Origin of the sequence: Streptomyces sp. NRRL S-378, from assembly GCF_000720645.1 — a bacterium.
Lineage (GTDB): Bacteria > Actinomycetota > Actinomycetes > Streptomycetales > Streptomycetaceae > Streptomyces.
Window position 1 is genome coordinate 149,694 of sequence record NZ_JOBX01000007.1, and the last position, 19,526, is coordinate 169,219.

Sequence of the window (19,526 nt, forward strand, 5' to 3'; positions counted from 1 at the left end):
CGTCGGACAGACGTACGAGGATGAGTACGCGTGCGGACCCGGCACGCGTACGCGCACAGCACGAGGCGGACGAGAACGATGTCGACGGCCGAGCAGGACCGCACCAGCCGACGGCTGGCCTGGTGCGTGGCGCACTTGCTGCGCCACGCACCGGACCACGTCGTCATCGACACGACCCGCCGGCTCGACCGGCCGACCCTCAAATACCTCTGCCGCGACGAATGGCTGGCGGCCTCGACGGTCACCCTGCTGCTGCGCCACGGGAGCGCGGCCGACCGCGGCTACATCGCCCGCAACCCCCGCGTCGTGGGCCGGCCGCTGCCCGGCCTGCCCGGACCCGCCCGCTACGCCCGCCGCCGCACCCCGCCCGAGCTCCTGCCCGTGCTCCGCGCCGAGCTCGGCCGGGACCCCGAAGCGGAACCCCTCACCGCCGCCGAGCTGATCGTGCTGCTGCGCCGCCACGGCCGCCGCGGACCACGCGTCCCCCTGGACGTCCTGGCGCTGCCCCATGCGGCGGATCCCGCGCTGCTGCTCGCCGAGCACGCCCGCCGGCCGCTGCCCGCCGGATCCGTCGAGGCCCTGCTGCTCGTCGCCGACCTGCCCCGCGAGACCGTCCACGGGCTGCTCTCCACCGCCGCGGCGGCGGCCGACGGCCGCACCTGGCACCGGCCCGCCGTCCGCGCCGTACGGATGGGCCGCCTCACGCACGAGGAACTCGTCGCCCACGTCGCCCCCGCCCGCCACACCCTGCTCCTCGGCCACCTGCCCCGGCGCCGCTCCCTGCGCTGGACCCTGCCCGAACAGGCCGGCATGCAGACCGCCGTGATGCGGGCCCTGCGCCCGCTGGGCGACGACCCGCGCCTGTGGGCGGAGCTGCTGCGGCACGCCCCAGGCCACCCCGGCCCGCTGCCCGGGCTGGTGGCCGGCGTCGTCGACGGGAGCCTGCCCGGACCGGACGGCGCGGGGGAGCCGGGCCCCGGCCTCGTCCCCGCCGTGCGCCACCTCGCCCCGACCGCCGCCGAGCCCTCCGGGGACGTGGAGCGCGAACTGGCCCTCGCGAGCCTCGCCGTGCCCATGGAGAGCGTGGAGGAGGACATCCGCTGGGTGCGCGACTGCCTCGACCGCGGCCTGATCACCGGCATCGACGTGATCCGGCACAAGCTGCCGGCCTGCTGGGCCCTCGACGAGGACCACTGGCTCGGCGACGTGGACCACCCCGACCGGCACGACCACCCGGACGCCGTCCTCGCCGCCCATGCCGAGGCGTACCGGCTGCTCACCGTCGCCCTCGGGGAGGACCCGGAGGCATGGTGGCGCACCGCCCGGACGCTCCCCGACTTCGCCGGAACGCTCCCGCACCTCCTCCTGCGGGTCACGGAAGGGGGCTCCGTGTCGGGCCGTCCCTGACTTGCGGCAACAATGGGGGCATGAGCGACCGTCCAGCCCCCCTCGCCGACCCGCACCTCCTCTTCGATGCCGCGGCCGGCCGCCGGGACATCGTGATCCTCGGGTCCACCGGCTCCATCGGCACCCAGGCCATCGACCTCGCGCTGCGCAACCCGGACCGGTTCCGGGTCACCGCCCTGTCCGCCGCCGGCGGCCGGGTGGCGCTGCTGGCCGAGCAGGCCCGGCTGCTGCGCGTGGGGAAGGTGGCCGTCGCCCGCGAGGACGTCGTACCGGCCCTGAAGGAGGCGCTGAGCGCCCAGTACGGTCCGGGCGAGACGCTGCCCGAGATCCTCGCCGGGCCGGACGCCGCGACCGAACTCGCCGCCTCCCCGTGCCACACCGTCCTCAACGGCATCACCGGCTCCATCGGCCTCGCGCCGACCCTCGCCGCCCTCCGGGCGGGCCGCACCCTGGCCCTGGCCAACAAGGAGTCGCTGATCGTCGGCGGCCCGCTGGTCAAGGCCCTCGCGCAGCCCGGCCAGATCATCCCCGTGGACTCCGAGCACGCGGCGCTCTTCCAGGCGCTGGCCGCCGGCACCCGCGCCGACGTGCGCAAGCTCGTGGTGACCGCCTCCGGCGGCCCCTTCCGCGGCCGCACCCGGGCCGAGCTCGCGAAGGTCACCGTCGAGGACGCGCTCGCCCACCCGACCTGGGCGATGGGCCCGGTGATCACCGTCAACTCGGCGACCCTGGTCAACAAGGGCCTGGAGGTCATCGAGGCCCACCTGCTCTACGACATCCCGTTCGAGCAGATCGAGGTCGTGGTCCACCCCCAGTCGTACGTGCACTCGATGGTGGAGTTCAGCGACGGCTCCACGCTCGCCCAGGCCACCCCGCCGGACATGCGCGGCCCCATCGCGATCGGCCTCGGCTGGCCCCAGCGGATCCCGGACGCGGCCCCCGCATTCGACTGGACCAAGGCCTCCACCTGGGAATTCTTCCCGCTGGACACCGAGGCCTTCCCCTCCGTTGGCATCGCCCGGCACGTGGGCGCCCTCGGCGGCACCGCCCCGGCCGTTTTCAACGCGGCGAACGAGGAGTGCGTCGAGGCGTTCCTGGCCGGTCGGCTGCCGTTCACAGCAATCATGGATACGGTCTCTGCCGTGGTCGACGAGCACGGGACGCCGGAGTCGGGAACCTCCCTGACCGTCCAGGACGTCCTTGAAGCAGAGGCCTGGGCCAGGGCCCGGGCGCGGGAGATGGCGGCTCGGGCCGCCGCGGAGGCGCGCGCATGACACTTCTGATGACGGTGCTCGGAATCGTGATCTTCGCGGTCGGCCTGCTGGTCTCCATCGCGTGGCACGAGCTGGGGCACCTCTCCACGGCCAAGCTGTTCGGCATTCGCGTGCCGCAGTACATGGTGGGCTTCGGCCCGACCATCTGGTCGCGGAGGAAGGGCGAGACCGAGTACGGGATCAAGGCCATCCCCATGGGCGGCTACATCCGCATGATCGGGATGTTCCCGCCCGGCGAGGACGGCAAGGTCACCGCCCGGTCCACCTCGCCGTTCCGGTCGATGATCGAGGACGCGCGTTCGGCGGCTTACGAGGAGCTCCAGCCCGGCGACGAGACCCGGCTCTTCTACACGCGCAAGCCGTGGAAACGCGTGATCGTGATGTTCGCGGGCCCGTTCATGAACCTGGTCCTGGCCGTGGCGATCTTCCTCACCACCCTGATGACCTTCGGGCTGAACACCCAGACCACGTCGGTCGCCACCGTCTCGGACTGCGTCATCCAGCAGAGCGAGAAGCGCGACAAGTGCCAGCCGGGCGACCCGGCCGCACCGGCCAGGGCCGCCGGCCTCAAGGCGGGCGACAAGATCGTCGCCTTCAACGGCCGCCCCGTCGACGACTGGTCCGCCCTCCAGAAGGACATCCGGGCCACCGTCGGGCCCGCCACGATCACCGTGGTCCGGGCCGGCGAGCGCCTCGACCTCAAGGCGAACCTGATCGAGAACAAGGTCGCCAAGACGGACGGCAGCGGCAAGTACGTCAAGGACGAGTACGTCACCGCAGGCTTCCTCGGCTTCGCGCCCGCCTCCGGCTACGTACCGCAGTCCTTCGGTCAGTCCGCCGAGCGCATGGGCGAGATGATGGAGGCCGGCGTGCAGTCGCTGGTCGCCCTGCCGTCGAAGGTCCCGGACCTGTGGAACGCGGCCTTCAACGGGGCCGAGCGCAAGCAGGACAGCCCGATGGGCGTCGTCGGCGCGGCTCGCGTCAGCGGGGAGATCTTCACCCTCGACATCCCAGCCCAGCACCAGCTGGTGTTCTTCCTCAACCTGCTGGCCGGCTTCAACCTCTCGCTGTTCCTCTTCAACATGCTGCCGCTGCTCCCGCTCGACGGCGGGCACATCGCCGGCGCCCTGTGGGAGTCCCTCCGGCGGGGCGTCGCACGGATCTTCCGCCGCCCCGACCCCGGCCCGTTCGACGTGGCGAAGCTGATGCCCGTCGCGTACGTGGTCGCGGGCCTGTTCATCTGCTTCACCCTGCTGGTGATGGTCGCGGACGTGGTGAACCCGATCAAGATCACCTAGTGCGCGGGGGGCATACCCCCGTCGTACCGGAGCCGGGCACGGATCGTGCCCGGCTCCCTACGTTCGGGTGGCGCACCCCCTCGGATGCACGGCCCGCGCCCGGGTTGGCGTAATCTCGAAGCCTGGAGCCCGCCGATCTCGGGACCTTGATCCACACCTTGGGGTTGCACAGCAGATGACTGCCATCTCTCTCGGAATGCCGGCCGTGCCGACGAAGCTTGCCGACCGCAGGGTCAGCCGCAAGATCCAGGTCGGCAAGGTGGCCGTCGGCGGCGACTCACAGATCTCCGTGCAGTCGATGACCACCACCAGGACCTCCGACATCGGGGCGACGCTCCAGCAGATCGCCGAGCTCACCGCCTCCGGCTGCGACATCGTCCGCGTGGCGTGCCCGACCCAGGACGACGCCGACGCGCTCGCCGTGATCGCCAAGAAGTCGCAGATCCCGGTCATCGCCGACATCCACTTCCAGCCGAAGTACGTGTTCGCCGCGATCGACGCCGGCTGCGCCGCGGTCCGCGTGAACCCGGGCAACATCAAGCAGTTCGACGACAAGGTCAAGGAGATCGCGAAGGCCGCGAACGAGACGCGCACGCCGATCCGCATCGGTGTGAACGCCGGCTCCCTCGACGCCCGCCTGCTCAAGAAGTACGGCAAGGCCACCCCCGAGGCGCTGGTGGAGTCCGCCCTGTGGGAGGCCTCCCTCTTCGAGGAGCACGGCTTCGGCGACATCAAGATCTCGGTCAAGCACAACGACCCGGTCGTCATGGTCAACGCCTACCGCCAGCTCGCCGCCGCCTGCGACTACCCGCTGCACCTGGGCGTCACCGAGGCCGGACCGGCCTTCCAGGGCACCATCAAGTCCGCCGTCGCCTTCGGCGCCCTGCTCTCCGAGGGCATCGGCGACACCATCCGCGTCTCCCTCTCCGCCCCGCCGGCGGAAGAGGTCAAGGTCGGCATCCAGATCCTGGAGTCGCTGAACCTCAAGCCGCGCCGCCTGGAGATCGTCTCCTGCCCGTCCTGCGGCCGCGCCCAGGTCGACGTCTACAAGCTGGCCGAGGAGGTCACGGCGGGCCTGGAGGGCATGGAGGTCCCGCTGCGCGTCGCCGTCATGGGCTGCGTCGTCAACGGCCCCGGCGAGGCCCGTGAGGCCGACCTCGGCGTCGCCTCCGGCAACGGAAAGGGCCAGATCTTCGTGAAGGGCGAGGTCATCAAGACCGTCCCCGAGTCGAAGATCGTCGAGACCCTCATCGAAGAGGCGATGAAGATCGCGGCCCAGATGGAGGCCGACGGCATCGCCAGCGGCGAGCCCACCGTCGCCATCGGCGTCTGACCCTTCCCGGCCCGCCCCGCCCCGCACGTGGCCCCGGCCCCGTTCCCGCAGTTCGGGAGCGGGGCCGGGGCCTTTTCGTGACCTGCGAACGCGGCATCGCCGGGCGCCGCCGGGTACAGTGCGGAGATCAGCAGACTTGCACGGTGAGGCCCCAGTGTTGACGCAGACCACCACCCGGGTCCTTGAGCCCAGTGATCTCGACGCCGCGCTCGACATCCTCGGACGCGAGCCGGTCGAGAACGCCTTCGTCACCTCCCGGGTCCAGGTCGCCGGACTCGACCCGTGGCGCCTGGGCGGCGAGATGTGGGGCTGGTACGCCGACGGCGAGCTCCGCTCCCTCTGCTACGCCGGAGCCAACCTCGTCCCCGTCTGCGCCGAGCCCGACGCCGTACGCGCCTTCGCCGACCGGGCCCGCCGCACCGGCCGCCGCTGCTCCTCCATCGTCGGCCCGGCCGCGCCCACCCGGCTGCTGTGGCAGCTGCTGGAGCCCAGTTGGGGCCCGGCCCGCGAGGTCCGCGCCCACCAGCCCCTCATGGTCATCGACCGTCCGTCCACCACGGTCGAGGCGGATCCGCAGGTCCGCCGGATCCGCAAGAACGAGATGGACCTGATCATGCCCGCCTGCGTGGCCATGTTCACCGAGGAGGTCGGCGTCTCGCCGATGGCCGGCGACGGCGGCCTGCTGTACCAGGCCCGCGTCGCCGAGCTCGTCGCCGGCGGCCGCTCCTTCGCCCGCGTCGAGGACGACAAGATCGTCTTCAAGGCGGAGATCGGCGCCGCCACGTCCCGCGCCTGCCAGATCCAGGGCGTCTGGGTGGCCCCCGAGTTCCGCGGCCGCGGGCACTCCGAGACCGGGATGGCCGCCGTCGTCGAGTACGCGCTGCGCGACGTGGCGCCCGTGGTCAGCCTCTACGTGAACGACTTCAACACCGCGGCGCGGGCCGCCTACCGACGCGTGGGCTTCCGTGAGGTCGGCGCGTTCATGAGCGTGCTGTTCTGAACCGTCAGGAGACTCGGGCTGCGGCATTCCGGCGCACCCTTACCGCGAAGTAGGGTCAGCGCATGCTGCCTTCCGGAGTCCGTATCGGCCCCCTCGACCTCGCCGGCCGCGTGGACGAGGCCCTGCGCGTGCAGGCCGTCGCCTTCGGCCTCAGCGAGGAGGAGGTCGGCATCCGGCGCTACATCGTCCAGCGCCACATGACCTGCAAGGGCGCCCGCGCCCTCGGGGCCTTCGCCGAGGACGGCGCGCTCACCGGATTCGTGTACGGCATGCCGAACGACCGCACCCACTGGTGGTCCACCATCGTCGAGCCCTACCTGCGGGCCGGCGGGCACGAGGACTGGCTCGACGGTTCCTTCGTCATCACCGAACTGCACGTCCACCCCGGCTTCCAGGGCCACGGCGTCGGCCGCGCCCTGATCACCACCCTCACCGACGCGGCGTCCGAGCCGCGCTCGATCCTCTCCGCCATCGACACCGAGAGCCCCGCCCGCGGCCTCTACCGGGCCCTCGGCTACGTCGACCTCGCCCGCCAGGTGCACTTCCCGAGCGCGAGCCTCCCGTACGCCGTCATGGGCGCCCCCCTGCCCCTGACCAGGCCCTGAAACGGGTTACCGGGGCCCGACGGCGCCCCGGTAACCTCCCGGCATGTCCACACATCACGTACAGCGCATGTCCCGTCTCATGGCCAAGACCCTCCGCGAGGACCCGGCCGACGCCGAAACCCTCAGCCACCGGCTCCTGGTCCGGGCCGGATACGTCCGGCGCAGCTCGGCCGGGGTGTGGACATGGCTGCCGCTCGGCAAGCGGGTCCTGGACAACGTCAGCCGCGTCGTCCGCGAGGAGATGGACGCCATCGGCGCCCAGGAGGTGCTGCTGCCGGCCCTGCTGCCGAAGGAGCCGTACGAGGTCAGCGGGCGCTGGTCGGAATACGGCGACCTGCTCTTCCGGCTCCGGGACCGCAAGGGCGCCGACTACCTGCTCGGCCCCACCCACGAGGAGATCTTCACCCTGGTGGTGAAGGACCAGTGCACCTCGTACAAGGACCTTCCGGTCATGCTGTACCAGATCCAGACGAAGTACCGCGACGAGGCCCGGCCCCGGTCCGGCGTGCTGCGCGGCCGCGAGTTCCAGATGAAGGACTCCTACTCCTTCGACGTGTCCGACGAGGGGCTGGAGGAGTCCTACCGCCTCCACCGCGAGGCCTACGTCCGCATCTTCGAGCGGCTGGGCCTGGACCACCGGATCGTCTCCGCGGTGTCGGGGGCGATGGGCGGGTCGGCGTCCGAGGAGTTCCTGGCCCCGGCCGGGGCGGGCGAGGACACCTTCGTGGACTGCCCCTCCTGCGACTACGCCGCCAACACGGAGGCCGTGACCTTCGCGCTGACCCCCGTGTCCGCGGAGCACCCGCCGCTGGAGGAGGTGGACACCCCTGACACCCCGACGATCGAGACCCTGGCGGCGCACCTCGGGGTCCCCGCCTCGGCGACGCTGAAGAACCTCCTGGTGAAGGTCGACGGCGAGATCGTCGCCGTGGGCGTGCCCGGGGACCGGGAGGTGGACCTCGGCAAGCTGGGCGAGCACCTGGCCCCCGCCGTCGTCGAGCTGGTCACGGCCGAGGACTTCACGGACCGGCCCGACCTCGTACGCGGCTACGTGGGCCCGCAGGGCCTGGAGAAGGTCCGCTACCTGGCCGACCCGCGGGTCGCGCCAGGCACCGCCTGGGTGACCGGGGCCAACAAGGCCGACACGCACGCCCGCAACGTGGTGTGCGGCCGCGACTTCGAGGTGGACCAGTACCTGGACGTGGTGGTCGTGGAGCCGGGCGACCCCTGCCCCTCCTGCGGCGCGGGCCTGCGGCTCGACCGGGCCATCGAGATCGGCCACATCTTCCAGCTCGGCCGCAAGTACGCGGACGCCTTCGGGCTGGACGTGCTGGGCCGCGAGGGCAAGCCGGTCCGGGTCACGATGGGCTCCTACGGCATCGGCGTCTCCCGCGCGGTAGCGGCCCTGGCCGAGCAGACCGCCGACGAGCGCGGGCTGTGCTGGCCGGCGGCGGTGGCGCCGGCCGACGTCCACGTGGTGGCGGCGGGCAAGGCGGTGCCGCTGGCCCTGGCGGAGGAGGCGGCCGCGGCCCTGGCGGGCTCCGGTCTCCGGGTCCTGCTGGACGACCGCCCGGGCCTCTCCCCGGGCGTGAAGCTCACGGACGCGGAGCTGATGGGCGTGCCGTGGATCCTGGTGGCGGGCCGCCGATCGGCCGATGGCGTGGTCGAACTCCAGAACCGCGCCACGGGCACCCGCGAGGAACTCCCCCTGCCCGAGGCCCTCGCGCGCCTCTCCGGCTCCGCCGGCGTCTGAGGCGCGGGGTCCGGGGCGGAGCCCCGGGGAACGGAGGACAGGGCGGGACCGGGAGCGGGCCCCGCGCCAGCGGTACGCCGTCCGGACCGGGGCCCGGAGCAGTGATGCCGACCCCGGCAGGCCCGGGGCCTTCGGAAGCCGGGCCGGCCGGGGCCGGGTCCTGGACGGCTACGGCGGCGACTCGTCCGGCAGCGGCGTCGGCTCCGGGGCCTCGAGGGCCGGCTCCTGCGCCGCCCGGTCGAGAGCCGCCGCCCCGTCCGCCCTCGCGGCGTCGACCGCGGCCGGCTCCGCAGCGGTGTCGACCTCGGCCGGCCCGGGGCCTTCGGAAGCCGGGCCGGCCGGGGCCGGGTCCTCCCGCGCGGCCGCCGCCGGAGGCGGTGGCGCGGCGCGCTCCAGGAAGCGCAGCAGCTCCACCGGGAACGGCAGCACCAGCGTGGAGTTCTTCTCGGCGGCGACCGCCACGATCGTGTGCAGCAGGCGCAGTTGGAGCGCGGCCGGCTGCTCCGACATGACCTCCGCCGCCTCGGCGAGCTTGTGCGAGGCCTGCAGCTCCGCGTCCGCATTGATCACGCGGGCCCGGCGCTCACGGTCGGCCTCCGCCTGCCGGGCCATCGACCGCTTCATCGTCTCCGGCAGGGACACGTCCTTGATCTCGACCCGGTCGATCTGCACCCCCCAGCCCACCGCCGGGCTGTCGATCATCAGCTCCAGGCCCTGGTTGAGCATCTCCCGGTTGGACAGCAGGTCGTCCAGGTCGGACTTGCCGATGATGGACCTCAGCGAGGTCTGCGCCATCTGCGAGACGGCGAAGCGGTAGTCCTCCACCGCCACGATCGCACTCGCCGGGTCGACGACCTTGAAGTACACGACCGCGTCCACCCGCACCGTGACGTTGTCCCGGGTGATGCCCTCCTGCGCGGGCACGGGCAGCGTCACGATCTGCATGTTCACCTTGCGGAGCCGGTCGATCACGGGAACGATCACCGTGAAGCCGGGAGGCCGTATCTCCTCCCGCAGCCTGCCGAAGCGGAAGACCAGGCCGCGCTCGTACTGCTTCACCACCCGGGCCGCGGCGCCCATGTAGACCAGGGCGCCCACACCCGCGGCGACCACTGCCGTCAGCAGTTCCTCGACCATGGCGCCCCCTGCCGGACATACCTTCCTATCTACGGTATGCCCCACTTCGTGCCAGGTCGATCAGGGCGGACCGGGACGAGGCGCGGCGCCGGGCGCCGCGGGCCCGCCCGAGCGGCCCGCCACCCCCTCTACAGCCAGGCCGCGAACTCCAGCAGCAGCTCCGCGTCCCGGCGGCGTCCGGCGGCCAGGGCCCGGTTGCCCGACTCCACCGCCCGGAAGAGCGTCCAGCCCCGCAGCCGGTCCCGGTCCACGTCCAGCGCGTCCGCCAGCTTGTTCACCCGGCGCCGGGCGCCCGCCGCGCCGGCCGAGGAGGCCATCTGGTCCTCCAGCCGGTCCCGGACCAGCCGCGCCAGGTCGTACGCCCGCTCGCCGACGAGCGGATCGGGGCCCACCGTCAGCCAGGGCGCCCGCTCGCCCGCCAGTACCTTGCCCTGCCGGAAGTTCCCGTGCAGCAGCAGCTCCTCCGGCGGGGCCGCCACCAGCTCCGCCCGCAACGCCAGAGCGGTCTCGGCCAGCGACCGGGCCTCCGCCGGGGCCGCCCGCAGCGCCTCCGACTGGCGCCCGGTCCGTTCGGCCACCGTCTCCCAGCCGTGCCCGGCCGGCGGGGCCACCCACAGCCGGCGCAGCGTGCCGCTCGCCTCCAGCAGCGCCTTCGCCTCGGGCAGGGACCGCAGCGACACCTCCGGGTGCAGGCGTTCCAGCAGCAGCGCCCCGTCCTCCTCGTGGTGCCGCGTGTCGAGGACCCGTACGGCGCCGAAACCGCCCCAGTGCGCCAGCGCGGCCAGTTCCCGGTCGGGCCGGGCGTGCGGGGGCGCCAGTTTCAGCGCGGCCGGCGTCCCGTCCGCGTAGGTGACGAGGACGACCAGACTGCTGCGGCCGCCCGGGGCCTGCACCCGCTGGGCCCGTACGCCCCGCCGGGACAGCGCGGCCTCGGTGAGCCCGGGCAACTGCCCCAGCCAGTCCGCGTCCTGCGCCGTCTCCGGCATCTCGCCGAGCGCCCGTACAAGCCGCTCCGGCGGTTCGAAAGCCATGCGTGGGTGGTCCCTTTCAGCTGGTGAGGGCTCGCTATGCGCGTTCCGTGAGCCCAGGGAAGGCTACGCCGACACCGCGCCAGCGTGCCGCGCGCACGGCCGCGGCGCTCAGCGCGTCGGCAGCCTCGCGGCGCAGCGGGCCCTCCGCCGCCCGCACCAGATCGGAGTACGCGCCGGCCACCCGGTCCTCGATCACCGCGGCCAGCCGCTCGGCGTCGGCCGGGCTGCGCACCTCGAACGGCAGGGCGTACGCGGCCTCCGAGGGCCGCGGTGCGCCGCCCAGCTCCCGCACGGTCCGGGCCAGCGCGTCCCGCCGCGCGAGGTGGCCGCCGTACGCCTCCCGAGCCTCCGTGGCGCGGGCGCCGGCGGTCCGCGCGCCGATCACCCCGTACCCGTACGCGGCCGCGTGCTCGGCGGCGAGGGCTGCCTGGGCGGCCTCCAGGGCCCGTCCGGCGGGGGAGGGTTCGGGCTTCACGGCTTGGCTCCGGGAGTCGAGGTCAGCAGATACACGTGCACGGCGCCGCAGGCGGCCACCGAGGCCAGCATCCGGGCCAGCTCCGCCGGCGCGCCGGCCAGGTCGATGGTCCGGGCCTCGGACAGGCTCCGCTCGGCGTCGGCGAGGGCCGTCAGGGCTTCCTCGGGCTTCGCGGGCACCGGCTCGCCGCTCGCCGCGGGCGCGGCGGCCCCCGTACCGCCGGACGGTGACGCCGAGGGGGACGGCGCACCCGGCGCGGCGGGCGACAGGGCGGACACGTGCGCGGCGACGGCGACGCGCAGCGGGGCGAGCCGTCCGGCCAGGGCCGGATGGGCGGCGGCGGTACTGTCGTAACGTTCCAGCAGTCGGGCGCTGTCACGAACGGCCGCCTCCCGCATCCGCCGTTCGAGTGAAATCGCCGGATCGGTCGCCTTCGGGCGGCCGTCGGTGCACCCGGTCAGCAGCACGGCACCGGCCGCGCCGGCGGCACCGGCGAGCAGGCTCCTGCGCGAAGGTCTCGGAGGTCTCGAAGGCAGGGTCCAGGGCACGGCGACGACCTCCGGGGTGATGACGGGGCTGGTGAGCGGGGCAAGGCCTGATCACGGTACCCGGGGCCCTCCTCGCAGGGCGGACGGCAACACCCTCCGACACCGGATACCCTTTGACCTGACACACGACGGAAACCACAACAGCACACGCGGCCGAGGAGTCACCCGGATGAGCACCACCCAGAGCGACAGGCTGCGCGGACTGCTGGAGCCGCTCGTCGCCGCCAAGGGCCTGGACCTCGAAGAGATCGAGCTGTCGCGCGCGGGCAAGCGCCGGATGCTGCGGATCATCGTGGACTCCGACGAGGGCGTGGAACTGGACGCGTGTGCCGAGCTGAGCCGTGAGGTCTCCGACAAGCTCGACGAATCCGACGTGATGGGCGAGGACGAGTACGTCCTCGAGGTGAGTTCGCCGGGCGCGGACCGCCCGCTGACCGAGCACCGCCACTACGTGCGGGCCATCGGCCGTCTCGTGAAGTTCCAGCTGTCCGCCGAGGACGGGAAGGGTGCCGGGGAACTGGTCGCCCGCATCCTCGACGTCGACGACGAGGGCATGGACCTCGAAGTACCGGGCGTGAAGGGCCGCAAGGCGACCGCCCGCCGCATTGCTTTCACCGACATCGCCAAGGCGCGTGTCGAGATCGAGTTCAACCGCAAGGACAAGAAGGAAGAGGAGGCGTAGCCGTGGACATCGACATGAGTGCCCTGCGGGGTCTGGTCCGGGAGAAGGAGATCTCCTTCGACCTGCTCGTCGAGGCGATCGAGTCGGCCCTCCTCATCGCGTACCACCGGACCGAGGGGAGCTTCCGCCGCGCCCGCGTCGTGCTGGACCGCACCAACGGTCACGTGGTCGTGTGGGCGACGGAAGACCCGAGAGATCTCGAAGAGGGCCAGGAGCCCAAGGAGTTCGACGACACGCCGTCGGACTTCGGCCGGATCGCCGCGACGACCGCCAAGCAGGTGATCCTGCAGCGTCTGCGCGACGCCGAGGACGACCTGACCTTCGGTGAGTTCGCCGGCCGTGAGGGCGACGTCATCACCGGCGTCGTGCAGCAGGGCAAGGACCCCAAGAACGTCCTCGTCGACATCGGCAAGCTGGAGGCCATCCTGCCGGTGCAGGAGCAGGTTCCCGGCGAGGAGTACCCGCACGGCCTGCGCCTGAAGGCGTACGTCGTGCGCGTGGCGAAGGGTGTCCGCGGCCCGTCCGTGACCCTTTCGCGCACCCACCCGAACCTGGTGAAGAAGCTGTTCTCGCTGGAGGTCCCGGAGATCGCCGACGGCAGCGTCGAGATCTCGGCCATCGCCCGTGAGGCCGGTCACCGCACCAAGATCGCCGTCCGGTCCACCCGTTCGGGCCTGAACCCCAAGGGCGCCTGCATCGGCCCGATGGGCAGCCGCGTGCGCAACGTGATGGCCGAACTGCACGGCGAGAAGATCGACATCGTCGACTGGTCGGACGACCCGGCGGAGATGGTCGCGAACGCGCTGTCACCCGCCCGGGTGAGCAAGGTCGAGGTCGTCGACTGGGACTCCCGCTCCGCCCGGGTGACCGTGCCCGACTACCAGCTGTCCCTGGCCATCGGCAAGGAGGGCCAGAACGCCCGCCTCGCCGCGCGGCTCACCGGCTGGCGCATCGACATCCGTCCCGACACGGAGGTGTCCCCGGACGCGGACCGGGACCGGGGCGGGGAATAAAACCGGTACCGGCCGGGGCTACCCCGACGGTAGACAGGTTCCACACGGCCGCTGTCCAGGCAGCGGATCAAGACAACACGACAGCCGTTCGATTTTTCCCCCGGCACTCGTCGGGGGAGAGGTCGGTGCGGGGAGGTAGACTTAGGCGTGTCTGGCCGGACGCAAGCCCGCGCACGCCCCGAACGCACCTGTGTGGGGTGTCGGGAGCGAGCGGCCAAGAGCGATCTGCTGCGGATCGTGGCGATCGAGGACGAATGCGTCCCCGATCCTCGCGGTACGCTGCCCGGCCGGGGTGCGTACCTGCACCCCGCCGTGGTCTGTCTCGACCAGGCGGTCCGCCGCCGGGCGTTCCCCCGGGCCCTACGGTCCGCCGGAGCGCTCGACACGACGGATCTGCGCAATGCCGTGGCCGGGAAAGCCGGGACCACAGCGTAAAGAAGTAGTACGGCACGGATACCCCGTGCGGTCAGGTACCTCGCGAGTTGGAAGTAGGTCGAGATTGCGATGAGCACTCGATGAGTACGCGATGAGTACGCCCATGAAGTAGCGACGGTCCGGCGTAACCCGGACCTAAAAGGAGCGAAGTGGCTAAGGTCCGGGTATACGAACTCGCCAAGGAGTTCGGGGTGGAGAGCAAGGTCGTCATGGCCAAGCTCCAAGAACTCGGTGAATTCGTCCGTTCGGCGTCCTCGACGATCGAGGCGCCGGTTGTACGCAAGTTGACTGACGCACTGCAGGGGCCCGGCGGCAACGCCGGCAAGTCCGCTGCAAAGCCCGGCGCGCCCCGCAAGGCCGCGCCCGCCAAGCCCGCAGCGCCCTCCCCGGCCGCTGCGGCACGTCCTGCTGCCCCGAAGCCCGGCGCCCCGGCCCCCAAGCCGGCCGCTGCCGAGGCCCCGGCCGCAGCCCCCGTGACGCCGGCCTCCCCCGGCCCGCGTCCCGGCCCGAAGGCTCCGGCCGCCCCGAAGCCCGCTCCGGCGGCGCCCGTGGCGACCGAGTTCTCCGCGCCTCCGGCGGCCCCGGCCGCCCCGGCGCGTCCCGCCGCGTCCCCCGGTCCCCGTCCGGCGCAGCAGCGTCCGGCGGCCCCGGGTCAGGGCGGTGCCCGTCCCGGCGCCCCGCGCCCGGCCGGCGCCACCCCCGGCGCCCCGGCGCGTCCGGCCGGCACCCCCGGTGCCCAGGCCCCGCGCCCGCAGGGTGCCCGTCCGGCCGGCCCCCGTCCGGGTAACAACCCGTTCACCTCCGGCGGCTCCACCGGCATGGCGCGCCCGCAGGCGCCCCGTCCGGCCGGCGCCCCGCGTCCCGGTGCCCCCGGCACCGGCGGCCAGGGTGCTCCCCGTCCGCAGGGCGGTCCCGGCGGCGCTCCGCGTCCGCAGGGTCCCGGCGGCGCCCGTCCGACCCCGGGCGGCATGCCCCGTCCGCAGGGCGGCGCTCCGCGTCCGGCCCCGGGCGGCAACCGTCCGAACCCGGGCATGATGCCGCAGCGTCCCGCTGCCGGTGGTCCCGGTCCCCGTCCCGGCGGCGGCCCCGGTGGCCGTGGTCCCGGTGCGGGCGGTCCCCGTCCCGGTGGTGCCGGTCGTCCCGGCGGCGGCGGCTTCGCCGGCCGTCCGGCCGGTCCCGGCTCGCGTCCCGCGGGCGGCGGCTTCGGCGGTCCCCGTCCGGGTGGCGGCGGCTTCGGCGGCGGCCCGGCCGGCGCCGGTGGCGGCGGTCGTCCCGGCTTCGGCGGTCGTCCCGGCGGTCCCGGTGCCCGTGGCGGTACGCAGGGTGCCTTCGGCCGTCCCGGCGGTCCGGCCCGTCGCGGCCGCAAGTCGAAGCGTCAGAGGCGCCAGGAGTACGAGGCCATGCAGGCCCCGTCCGTGGGCGGCGTGATGCTGCCCCGCGGCAACGGCGAGACCGTTCGCCTGTCGCGCGGTGCGTCCCTCACCGACTTCGCGGAGAAGATCAACGCCAACCCGGCGTCGCTGGTCGCGGTCATGATGAACCTCGGCGAGATGGTCACTGCCACGCAGTCCGTCTCCGACGAGACCCTCCAGCTCCTCGCGGGCGAGATGAACTACCAAGTTCAGATCGTCAGCCCGGAGGAGGAGGACCGCGAGCTCCTCGAGACCTTCGACATCGAGTTCGGCGAGGACGAGGGCGGCGAGGAGTACCTGCTGCCGCGTCCGCCGGTCGTGACCGTCATGGGTCACGTCGACCACGGTAAGACCCGACTGCTCGACGCCATCCGCAAGACGAACGTCGTCGCGGGCGAGGCCGGCGGCATCACGCAGCACATCGGTGCGTACCAGGTCTCCACCGAGGTCAACGACGAAGAGCGTCGCATCACCTTCATCGACACCCCCGGTCACGAGGCGTTCACCGCCATGCGTGCCCGCGGTGCCAAGTCGACCGACATCGCGATCCTCGTGGTCGCGGCCAACGACGGCGTCATGCCGCAGACGATCGAGGCGCTCAACCACGCCAAGGCCGCCGGCGTCCCGATCGTCGTCGCGGTCAACAAGATCGACGTCGAGGGTGCCGACCCGACCAAGGTGCGCGGTCAGCTCACCGAGTTCGGTCTGGTCGCCGAGGAGTACGGCGGCGACACGATGTTCGTCGACATCTCCGCCAAGCAGGGTCTGCACATCGACTCCCTGCTGGAGGCCGTCGTCCTCACCGCCGACGCCTCGCTCGACCTGCGCGCCAACCCGGAGCAGGACGCTCAGGGTATTGCGATCGAGTCCCACCTCGACCGCGGCCGCGGTGCCGTCGCCACCGTCCTCGTCCAGCGCGGTACCCTCCGCGTCGGCGACACGATGGTCGTGGGCGACGCCTACGGCCGCGTGCGCGCCATGCTCGACGACAAGGGCAACAACGTCGAGGAAGCGGGTCCGTCGACCCCCGTCCTGGTCCTGGGTCTCACCAACGTCCCCGGCGCCGGCGACAACTTCCTCGTCGTGGACGAGGACCGCACGGCCCGCCAGATCGCCGAGAAGCGTGCTGCGCGCGAGCGCAACGCCAACTTCGCCAAGCGCGTCCGTCGCGTGTCCCTCGAGGACCTCGACTCCGTGCTCAAGGCCGGTCTGGTCCAGGAACTCAACCTCATCATCAAGGGCGACGCGTCCGGTGCGGTCGAGGCTCTCGAGTCCTCGCTGCTCCAGCTCGACGTCGGTGAAGAGGTCGACATCCGGGTCCTGCACCGCGGTGTGGGTGCGGTCACCGAGTCCGACATCGCCCTGGCGATGGGCTCCGACGCCATCGTCATCGGCTACAACGTCCGTGCTGCCGGCCGCGCCGCGCAGATGGCGGACCGCGAGGGCGTCGACGTCCGCTACTACTCGGTGATCTACCAGGCCATCGAGGAGATCGAGGCGGCCCTGAAGGGTCTCCTCAAGCCGGAGTACGAAGAGGTCGAGCTCGGTACGGCGGAGGTCCGCGAGATCTTCCGCTCGTCCAAGCTGGGCAACATCGCCGGTGTCCTCATCCGGTCCGGCGAGGTCAGGCGCAACACCAAGGCGCGCCTGCTGCGCGATGGCAAGGTCATCGCGGAGAACCTCACCATCTCCGGTCTGCGCCGCTTCAAGGACGACGTCACCGAGATCCGCGAGGGCTTCGAGGGTGGTATCAACCTCGGCTCCTTCAACGACATCAAGATCGACGACGTCATCGCGACGTACGAGATGCGCGAGAAGCCCCGCGCGTAAGCGCGAGGCGGTTCGCACCGTGTCGTAACTCGTCACACCGGGGCCGGTCGGCGGAATATCCGTCGATCGGCCCCGGCCGTTGCGTGTACGGTTCTGGTGACCCGGCCGCGCGAGCGCCGGGTGATCCTGCCGGGCGACGGCCCGGCAGGCCACCGAACCCGCACCGGCGGGATATCCGGAACTGCATGTACGTGGGGACTCTGTCCTTCGACCTGCTCCTCGGCGACGTCCACTCGCTGAAGGAGAAACGCTCCGTCGTCCGGCCCATCGTCGCCGAGCTCCAGCGAAAGTTCTCCGTGAGCGCGGCAGAGGTGGGCGACCAGGACCTGCACCGCAGGGCCCGCATAGGGGTCGCGCTGGTGAGTGGGGACGCGGGGTTCCTCTCGGACGTACTGGACCGCTGCGAGCGGCTGGTCGCGGCACGTCCGGAAGTGGAGCTGCTGTCCGTACGACGGCGCCTCCACGGTGATGAAGACTGATTGCTTGTCTGCAAGAAAAGAAGGAGACGGACCAGTGGCCGACAATGCGCGGGCGAAGAAGCTGGCGGACCTCATCCGGGAGGTGGTGGCGGAGAAGCTGCAGCGTGGTGTCAAGGACCCCCGCCTCGGTACGCACGTGACCATCACGGACACCCGGGTCACCGGCGACCTGCGGGAGGCCACGGTCTTCTACACGGTCTACGGCGACGACGAGGACCGCGCCAGCGCGGCAGCCGGCCTGGAGAGCGCCAAGGGAGTCCTGCGCTCCGCGGTCGGCCGGGCGGCGGGGACCAAGTTCACCCCCACCCTGACCTTCGTCGCCGACGCCCTCCCGGAGAACGCCAAGACCATCGAGGACCTCCTCGACAAGGCGCGCGCCTCCGACGCCCAGGTGCGCGAGGTCTCCTCCGGCGCGCAGTACGCCGGCGACGCCGACCCGTACAAGAAGCCGGGCGACGACGACGAGGACGCAGCGGCGGAATGAGCACCAACGCAGGGAAGACTCCGGACGGCCTTGTCATCGTCGACAAGCCGTCCGGCTTCACTTCGCACGACGTGGTCGCCAAGATGCGCGGGATCGCCAAGACCCGCCGCGTCGGCCACGCCGGCACCCTCGACCCGATGGCGACGGGCGTGCTGGTCCTCGGCGTGGAGAAGGCCACCAAGCTCCTCGGCCACCTCGCGCTCACGGAGAAGGAGTACCTCGGCACGATCCGCCTGGGCCAGAACACCCTGACGGACGACGCCGAAGGCGAGATCACCACCTCCACGGACGCCACCGGGGTCACCCGGGATGCCGTGGACGCGGGCGTCGCCAAGCTGTCGGGCGACATCATGCAGGTCCCGTCCAAGGTCAGCGCCATCAAGATCAAGGGCGTGCGCTCCTACAAGCGCGCCCGTGACGGCGAGGACTTCGAGATTCCGGCCCGGCCGGTCACCATCTCGTCGTTCCAGGTGTACGACATGCGGGAGGCGGAGGCCGAGGACGGCACGAAGGTCGTCGACCTGGTCGTCTCCGTCGTCTGCTCCAGCGGTACCTACATCCGCGCCCTCGCCCGCGACCTCGGCGCCGACCTCGGCGTCGGCGGACACCTGACCGCGCTGCGCCGCACGCGGGTGGGCCCGTACAAGCTCGACCGCGCGCGGACCCTGGACCAGCTCCAGGAGGAGCTGACCGTCATGCCCATCGGCGAGGCGGCCGCCGCGGCCTTCCCGCGCTGGGACCTCGACGCCCGGCGGGCCTCGCTGCTCGCCAACGGCGTGCGGATCGACATGCCGGAGGAGTACGGGGACGGCCGTACGGTCGCGGTCTTCGGGCCACAGGGCCAGCTCCTCGGGCTCGTCGAGAGCAAGAACGGGAAGGCGAAGTCCCTCGCGGTCTTCGTCTGATCGTCGACGTGGAGCGGTGAGCGCACATGCCGTGCTGCTCACCGCTCCACGACCCCCCTCGGGTAGGTGTCTATCCACCCGGACCCCGCTATTCACCCGTCCGAGCAGGCGCTCGGAGTGAATGGAGGGAGCGTAAGGGGGCGCGTTCGCCGCGTGTGCTTTTCGTGCTGATCTTTACCTGCCTACCGTCGTGAGTACGGGGCGTTGCGGGGAGTGGTGCGGCCATGGCGGAGCTCGTCAAGCTCTGCGATCCGGCCGGGCGGGAGCGCGGCAGCGGGTTCGTCGCGGACGACCGGGGGGACGGTCGTCACCAGCCACGAGGCGGTCGACGGCCTGCCCCGGCTGGTCCTGCACGGCCCCGGACGGACCTGGCCGGCCGACGCGGCCGACGTGACCGCACTGCCCGGCCTGGCGCTGGCCCTCAT

General features: G+C 72.4%; 18 protein-coding genes. 14 read left to right on the plus strand and 4 right to left on the minus strand.

Going from position 1 to position 19,526, the window contains the following annotated elements:
* Positions 1 to 78: 78 nt before the first annotated feature.
* The 7 genes from IH80_RS0107235 (at position 79) to IH80_RS0107265 (ending at position 8,670) form a co-directional block, all read left to right on the plus strand.
* Positions 79 to 1,407: a hypothetical protein gene (locus tag IH80_RS0107235; protein ID WP_030958628.1), complete on the plus strand. Its 1,329-nt coding sequence runs from the start codon at positions 79 to 81 to the stop codon at positions 1,405 to 1,407.
* A gap of 20 nt (positions 1,408 to 1,427) precedes the next feature.
* Positions 1,428 to 2,681, plus strand: coding sequence for a 1-deoxy-D-xylulose-5-phosphate reductoisomerase (dxr, locus tag IH80_RS0107240; RefSeq protein WP_030958629.1), 1,254 nt, complete (start codon positions 1,428 to 1,430; stop codon positions 2,679 to 2,681).
* On the plus strand, positions 2,678 to 3,979 hold the full coding sequence (locus IH80_RS0107245) for a M50 family metallopeptidase (RefSeq protein WP_030958630.1): 1,302 nt from the start codon (positions 2,678 to 2,680) through the stop codon (positions 3,977 to 3,979). Before dxr ends, IH80_RS0107245 begins: the two co-directional genes overlap by 4 nt.
* Before the next feature lie 175 nt (positions 3,980 to 4,154).
* Positions 4,155 to 5,312: a flavodoxin-dependent (E)-4-hydroxy-3-methylbut-2-enyl-diphosphate synthase gene (gene ispG, locus IH80_RS0107250; RefSeq protein WP_030958632.1), complete on the plus strand. Its 1,158-nt coding sequence runs from the start codon at positions 4,155 to 4,157 to the stop codon at positions 5,310 to 5,312.
* 154 nt (positions 5,313 to 5,466) lie between these two features.
* Positions 5,467 to 6,312, plus strand: coding sequence for a GNAT family N-acetyltransferase (locus IH80_RS0107255; protein ID WP_199819224.1), 846 nt, complete (start codon positions 5,467 to 5,469; stop codon positions 6,310 to 6,312).
* Between the two features lie 62 nt (positions 6,313 to 6,374).
* Complete coding sequence (locus IH80_RS0107260) at positions 6,375 to 6,917, plus strand: GNAT family N-acetyltransferase (RefSeq protein WP_030958636.1); 543 nt, start codon at positions 6,375 to 6,377, stop codon at positions 6,915 to 6,917.
* Between the two features lie 43 nt (positions 6,918 to 6,960).
* Complete coding sequence (locus tag IH80_RS0107265) at positions 6,961 to 8,670, plus strand: proline--tRNA ligase (RefSeq protein WP_030958637.1); 1,710 nt, start codon at positions 6,961 to 6,963, stop codon at positions 8,668 to 8,670.
* Positions 8,671 to 8,838: 168 nt separating this feature from the next.
* On the opposite strand, the gene IH80_RS0107270 is transcribed toward IH80_RS0107265, so the two are convergent.
* The 4 genes from IH80_RS0107270 to IH80_RS0107285 all read right to left on the minus strand — a co-directional run bounded on the left by IH80_RS0107270 (position 8,839) and on the right by IH80_RS0107285 (position 11,780).
* Positions 8,839 to 9,807 carry a slipin family protein gene (locus tag IH80_RS0107270; RefSeq protein ID WP_078906360.1) on the minus strand — a complete coding sequence of 323 codons (969 nt, stop codon included), beginning with the start codon at positions 9,805 to 9,807 and terminating at the stop codon, positions 8,839 to 8,841.
* Between the two features lie 128 nt (positions 9,808 to 9,935).
* Entirely contained in the window at positions 9,936 to 10,838 is a 903-nt protein-coding gene (locus tag IH80_RS0107275; RefSeq protein WP_030958641.1) for an aminoglycoside phosphotransferase family protein, read from the minus strand.
* Between the two features lie 34 nt (positions 10,839 to 10,872).
* Positions 10,873 to 11,313, minus strand: coding sequence for a ferritin-like domain-containing protein (locus tag IH80_RS0107280; RefSeq protein ID WP_030958642.1), 441 nt, complete (start codon positions 11,311 to 11,313; stop codon positions 10,873 to 10,875).
* Positions 11,310 to 11,780 carry a hypothetical protein gene (locus IH80_RS0107285; RefSeq protein WP_234432146.1) on the minus strand — a complete coding sequence of 157 codons (471 nt, stop codon included), beginning with the start codon at positions 11,778 to 11,780 and terminating at the stop codon, positions 11,310 to 11,312. Before IH80_RS0107285 ends, IH80_RS0107280 begins: the two co-directional genes overlap by 4 nt.
* A gap of 250 nt (positions 11,781 to 12,030) precedes the next feature.
* Here IH80_RS0107285 and rimP point away from each other — a divergent pair, with 250 nt between their 5' ends.
* The 7 genes from rimP (at position 12,031) to truB (ending at position 19,101) form a co-directional block, all read left to right on the plus strand.
* Positions 12,031 to 12,543, plus strand: a complete 513-nt coding sequence (gene rimP / locus IH80_RS0107290) for a ribosome maturation factor RimP (protein ID WP_030958645.1) — start codon at positions 12,031 to 12,033, stop codon at positions 12,541 to 12,543.
* A gap of 2 nt (positions 12,544 to 12,545) precedes the next feature.
* Entirely contained in the window at positions 12,546 to 13,556 is a 1,011-nt protein-coding gene (gene nusA / locus IH80_RS0107295; protein WP_030844386.1) for a transcription termination factor NusA, read from the plus strand.
* Positions 13,557 to 13,703: 147 nt separating this feature from the next.
* Positions 13,704 to 13,991 (plus strand): YlxR family protein, encoded by a 288-nt coding sequence (locus IH80_RS41885; protein WP_078906362.1) that lies wholly within the window; start codon positions 13,704 to 13,706, stop codon positions 13,989 to 13,991.
* A gap of 149 nt (positions 13,992 to 14,140) precedes the next feature.
* Positions 14,141 to 17,233 (plus strand): translation initiation factor IF-2, encoded by a 3,093-nt coding sequence (gene infB / locus IH80_RS0107300; protein WP_030958647.1) that lies wholly within the window; start codon positions 14,141 to 14,143, stop codon positions 17,231 to 17,233.
* Between the two features lie 185 nt (positions 17,234 to 17,418).
* Complete coding sequence (locus IH80_RS0107305; protein ID WP_030651158.1) at positions 17,419 to 17,712, plus strand: DUF503 domain-containing protein; 294 nt, start codon at positions 17,419 to 17,421, stop codon at positions 17,710 to 17,712.
* Positions 17,713 to 17,746: 34 nt separating this feature from the next.
* Positions 17,747 to 18,196: a 30S ribosome-binding factor RbfA gene (gene rbfA, locus IH80_RS0107310; RefSeq protein WP_030030356.1), complete on the plus strand. Its 450-nt coding sequence runs from the start codon at positions 17,747 to 17,749 to the stop codon at positions 18,194 to 18,196.
* The gene (truB, locus tag IH80_RS0107315; protein WP_030958650.1) at positions 18,193 to 19,101 is read left to right on the plus strand and encodes a tRNA pseudouridine(55) synthase TruB; all 909 of its coding nucleotides are present in this window, start codon (positions 18,193 to 18,195) and stop codon (positions 19,099 to 19,101) included. Before rbfA ends, truB begins: the two co-directional genes overlap by 4 nt.
* The last annotated feature ends 425 nt before the right edge of the window (positions 19,102 to 19,526 follow it).

What these genes read in the sequence shown, in the direction of transcription:
- IH80_RS0107235 (WP_030958628.1), top strand. Translation starts at nt 79, where the DNA reads ATGTCGACGGCCGAGCAGGACCGCACCAGCCGACGGCTGGCCTGGTGC.
- IH80_RS0107245 (WP_030958630.1), top strand. Translation starts at nt 2,678, where the DNA reads ATGACACTTCTGATGACGGTGCTCGGAATCGTGATCTTCGCGGTCGGC.
- IH80_RS0107270 (WP_078906360.1), bottom strand. Translation starts at nt 9,807, where the DNA reads ATGGTCGAGGAACTGCTGACGGCAGTGGTCGCCGCGGGTGTGGGCGCC.
- IH80_RS0107265 (WP_030958637.1), top strand. Translation starts at nt 6,961, where the DNA reads ATGTCCACACATCACGTACAGCGCATGTCCCGTCTCATGGCCAAGACC.
- ispG (WP_030958632.1), top strand. Translation starts at nt 4,155, where the DNA reads ATGACTGCCATCTCTCTCGGAATGCCGGCCGTGCCGACGAAGCTTGCC.
- dxr (WP_030958629.1), top strand. Translation starts at nt 1,428, where the DNA reads ATGAGCGACCGTCCAGCCCCCCTCGCCGACCCGCACCTCCTCTTCGAT.
- rimP (WP_030958645.1), top strand. Translation starts at nt 12,031, where the DNA reads ATGAGCACCACCCAGAGCGACAGGCTGCGCGGACTGCTGGAGCCGCTC.
- IH80_RS0107260 (WP_030958636.1), top strand. Translation starts at nt 6,375, where the DNA reads ATGCTGCCTTCCGGAGTCCGTATCGGCCCCCTCGACCTCGCCGGCCGC.
- IH80_RS0107305 (WP_030651158.1), top strand. Translation starts at nt 17,419, where the DNA reads ATGTACGTGGGGACTCTGTCCTTCGACCTGCTCCTCGGCGACGTCCAC.
- truB (WP_030958650.1), top strand. Translation starts at nt 18,193, where the DNA reads ATGAGCACCAACGCAGGGAAGACTCCGGACGGCCTTGTCATCGTCGAC.
- IH80_RS0107275 (WP_030958641.1), bottom strand. Translation starts at nt 10,838, where the DNA reads ATGGCTTTCGAACCGCCGGAGCGGCTTGTACGGGCGCTCGGCGAGATG.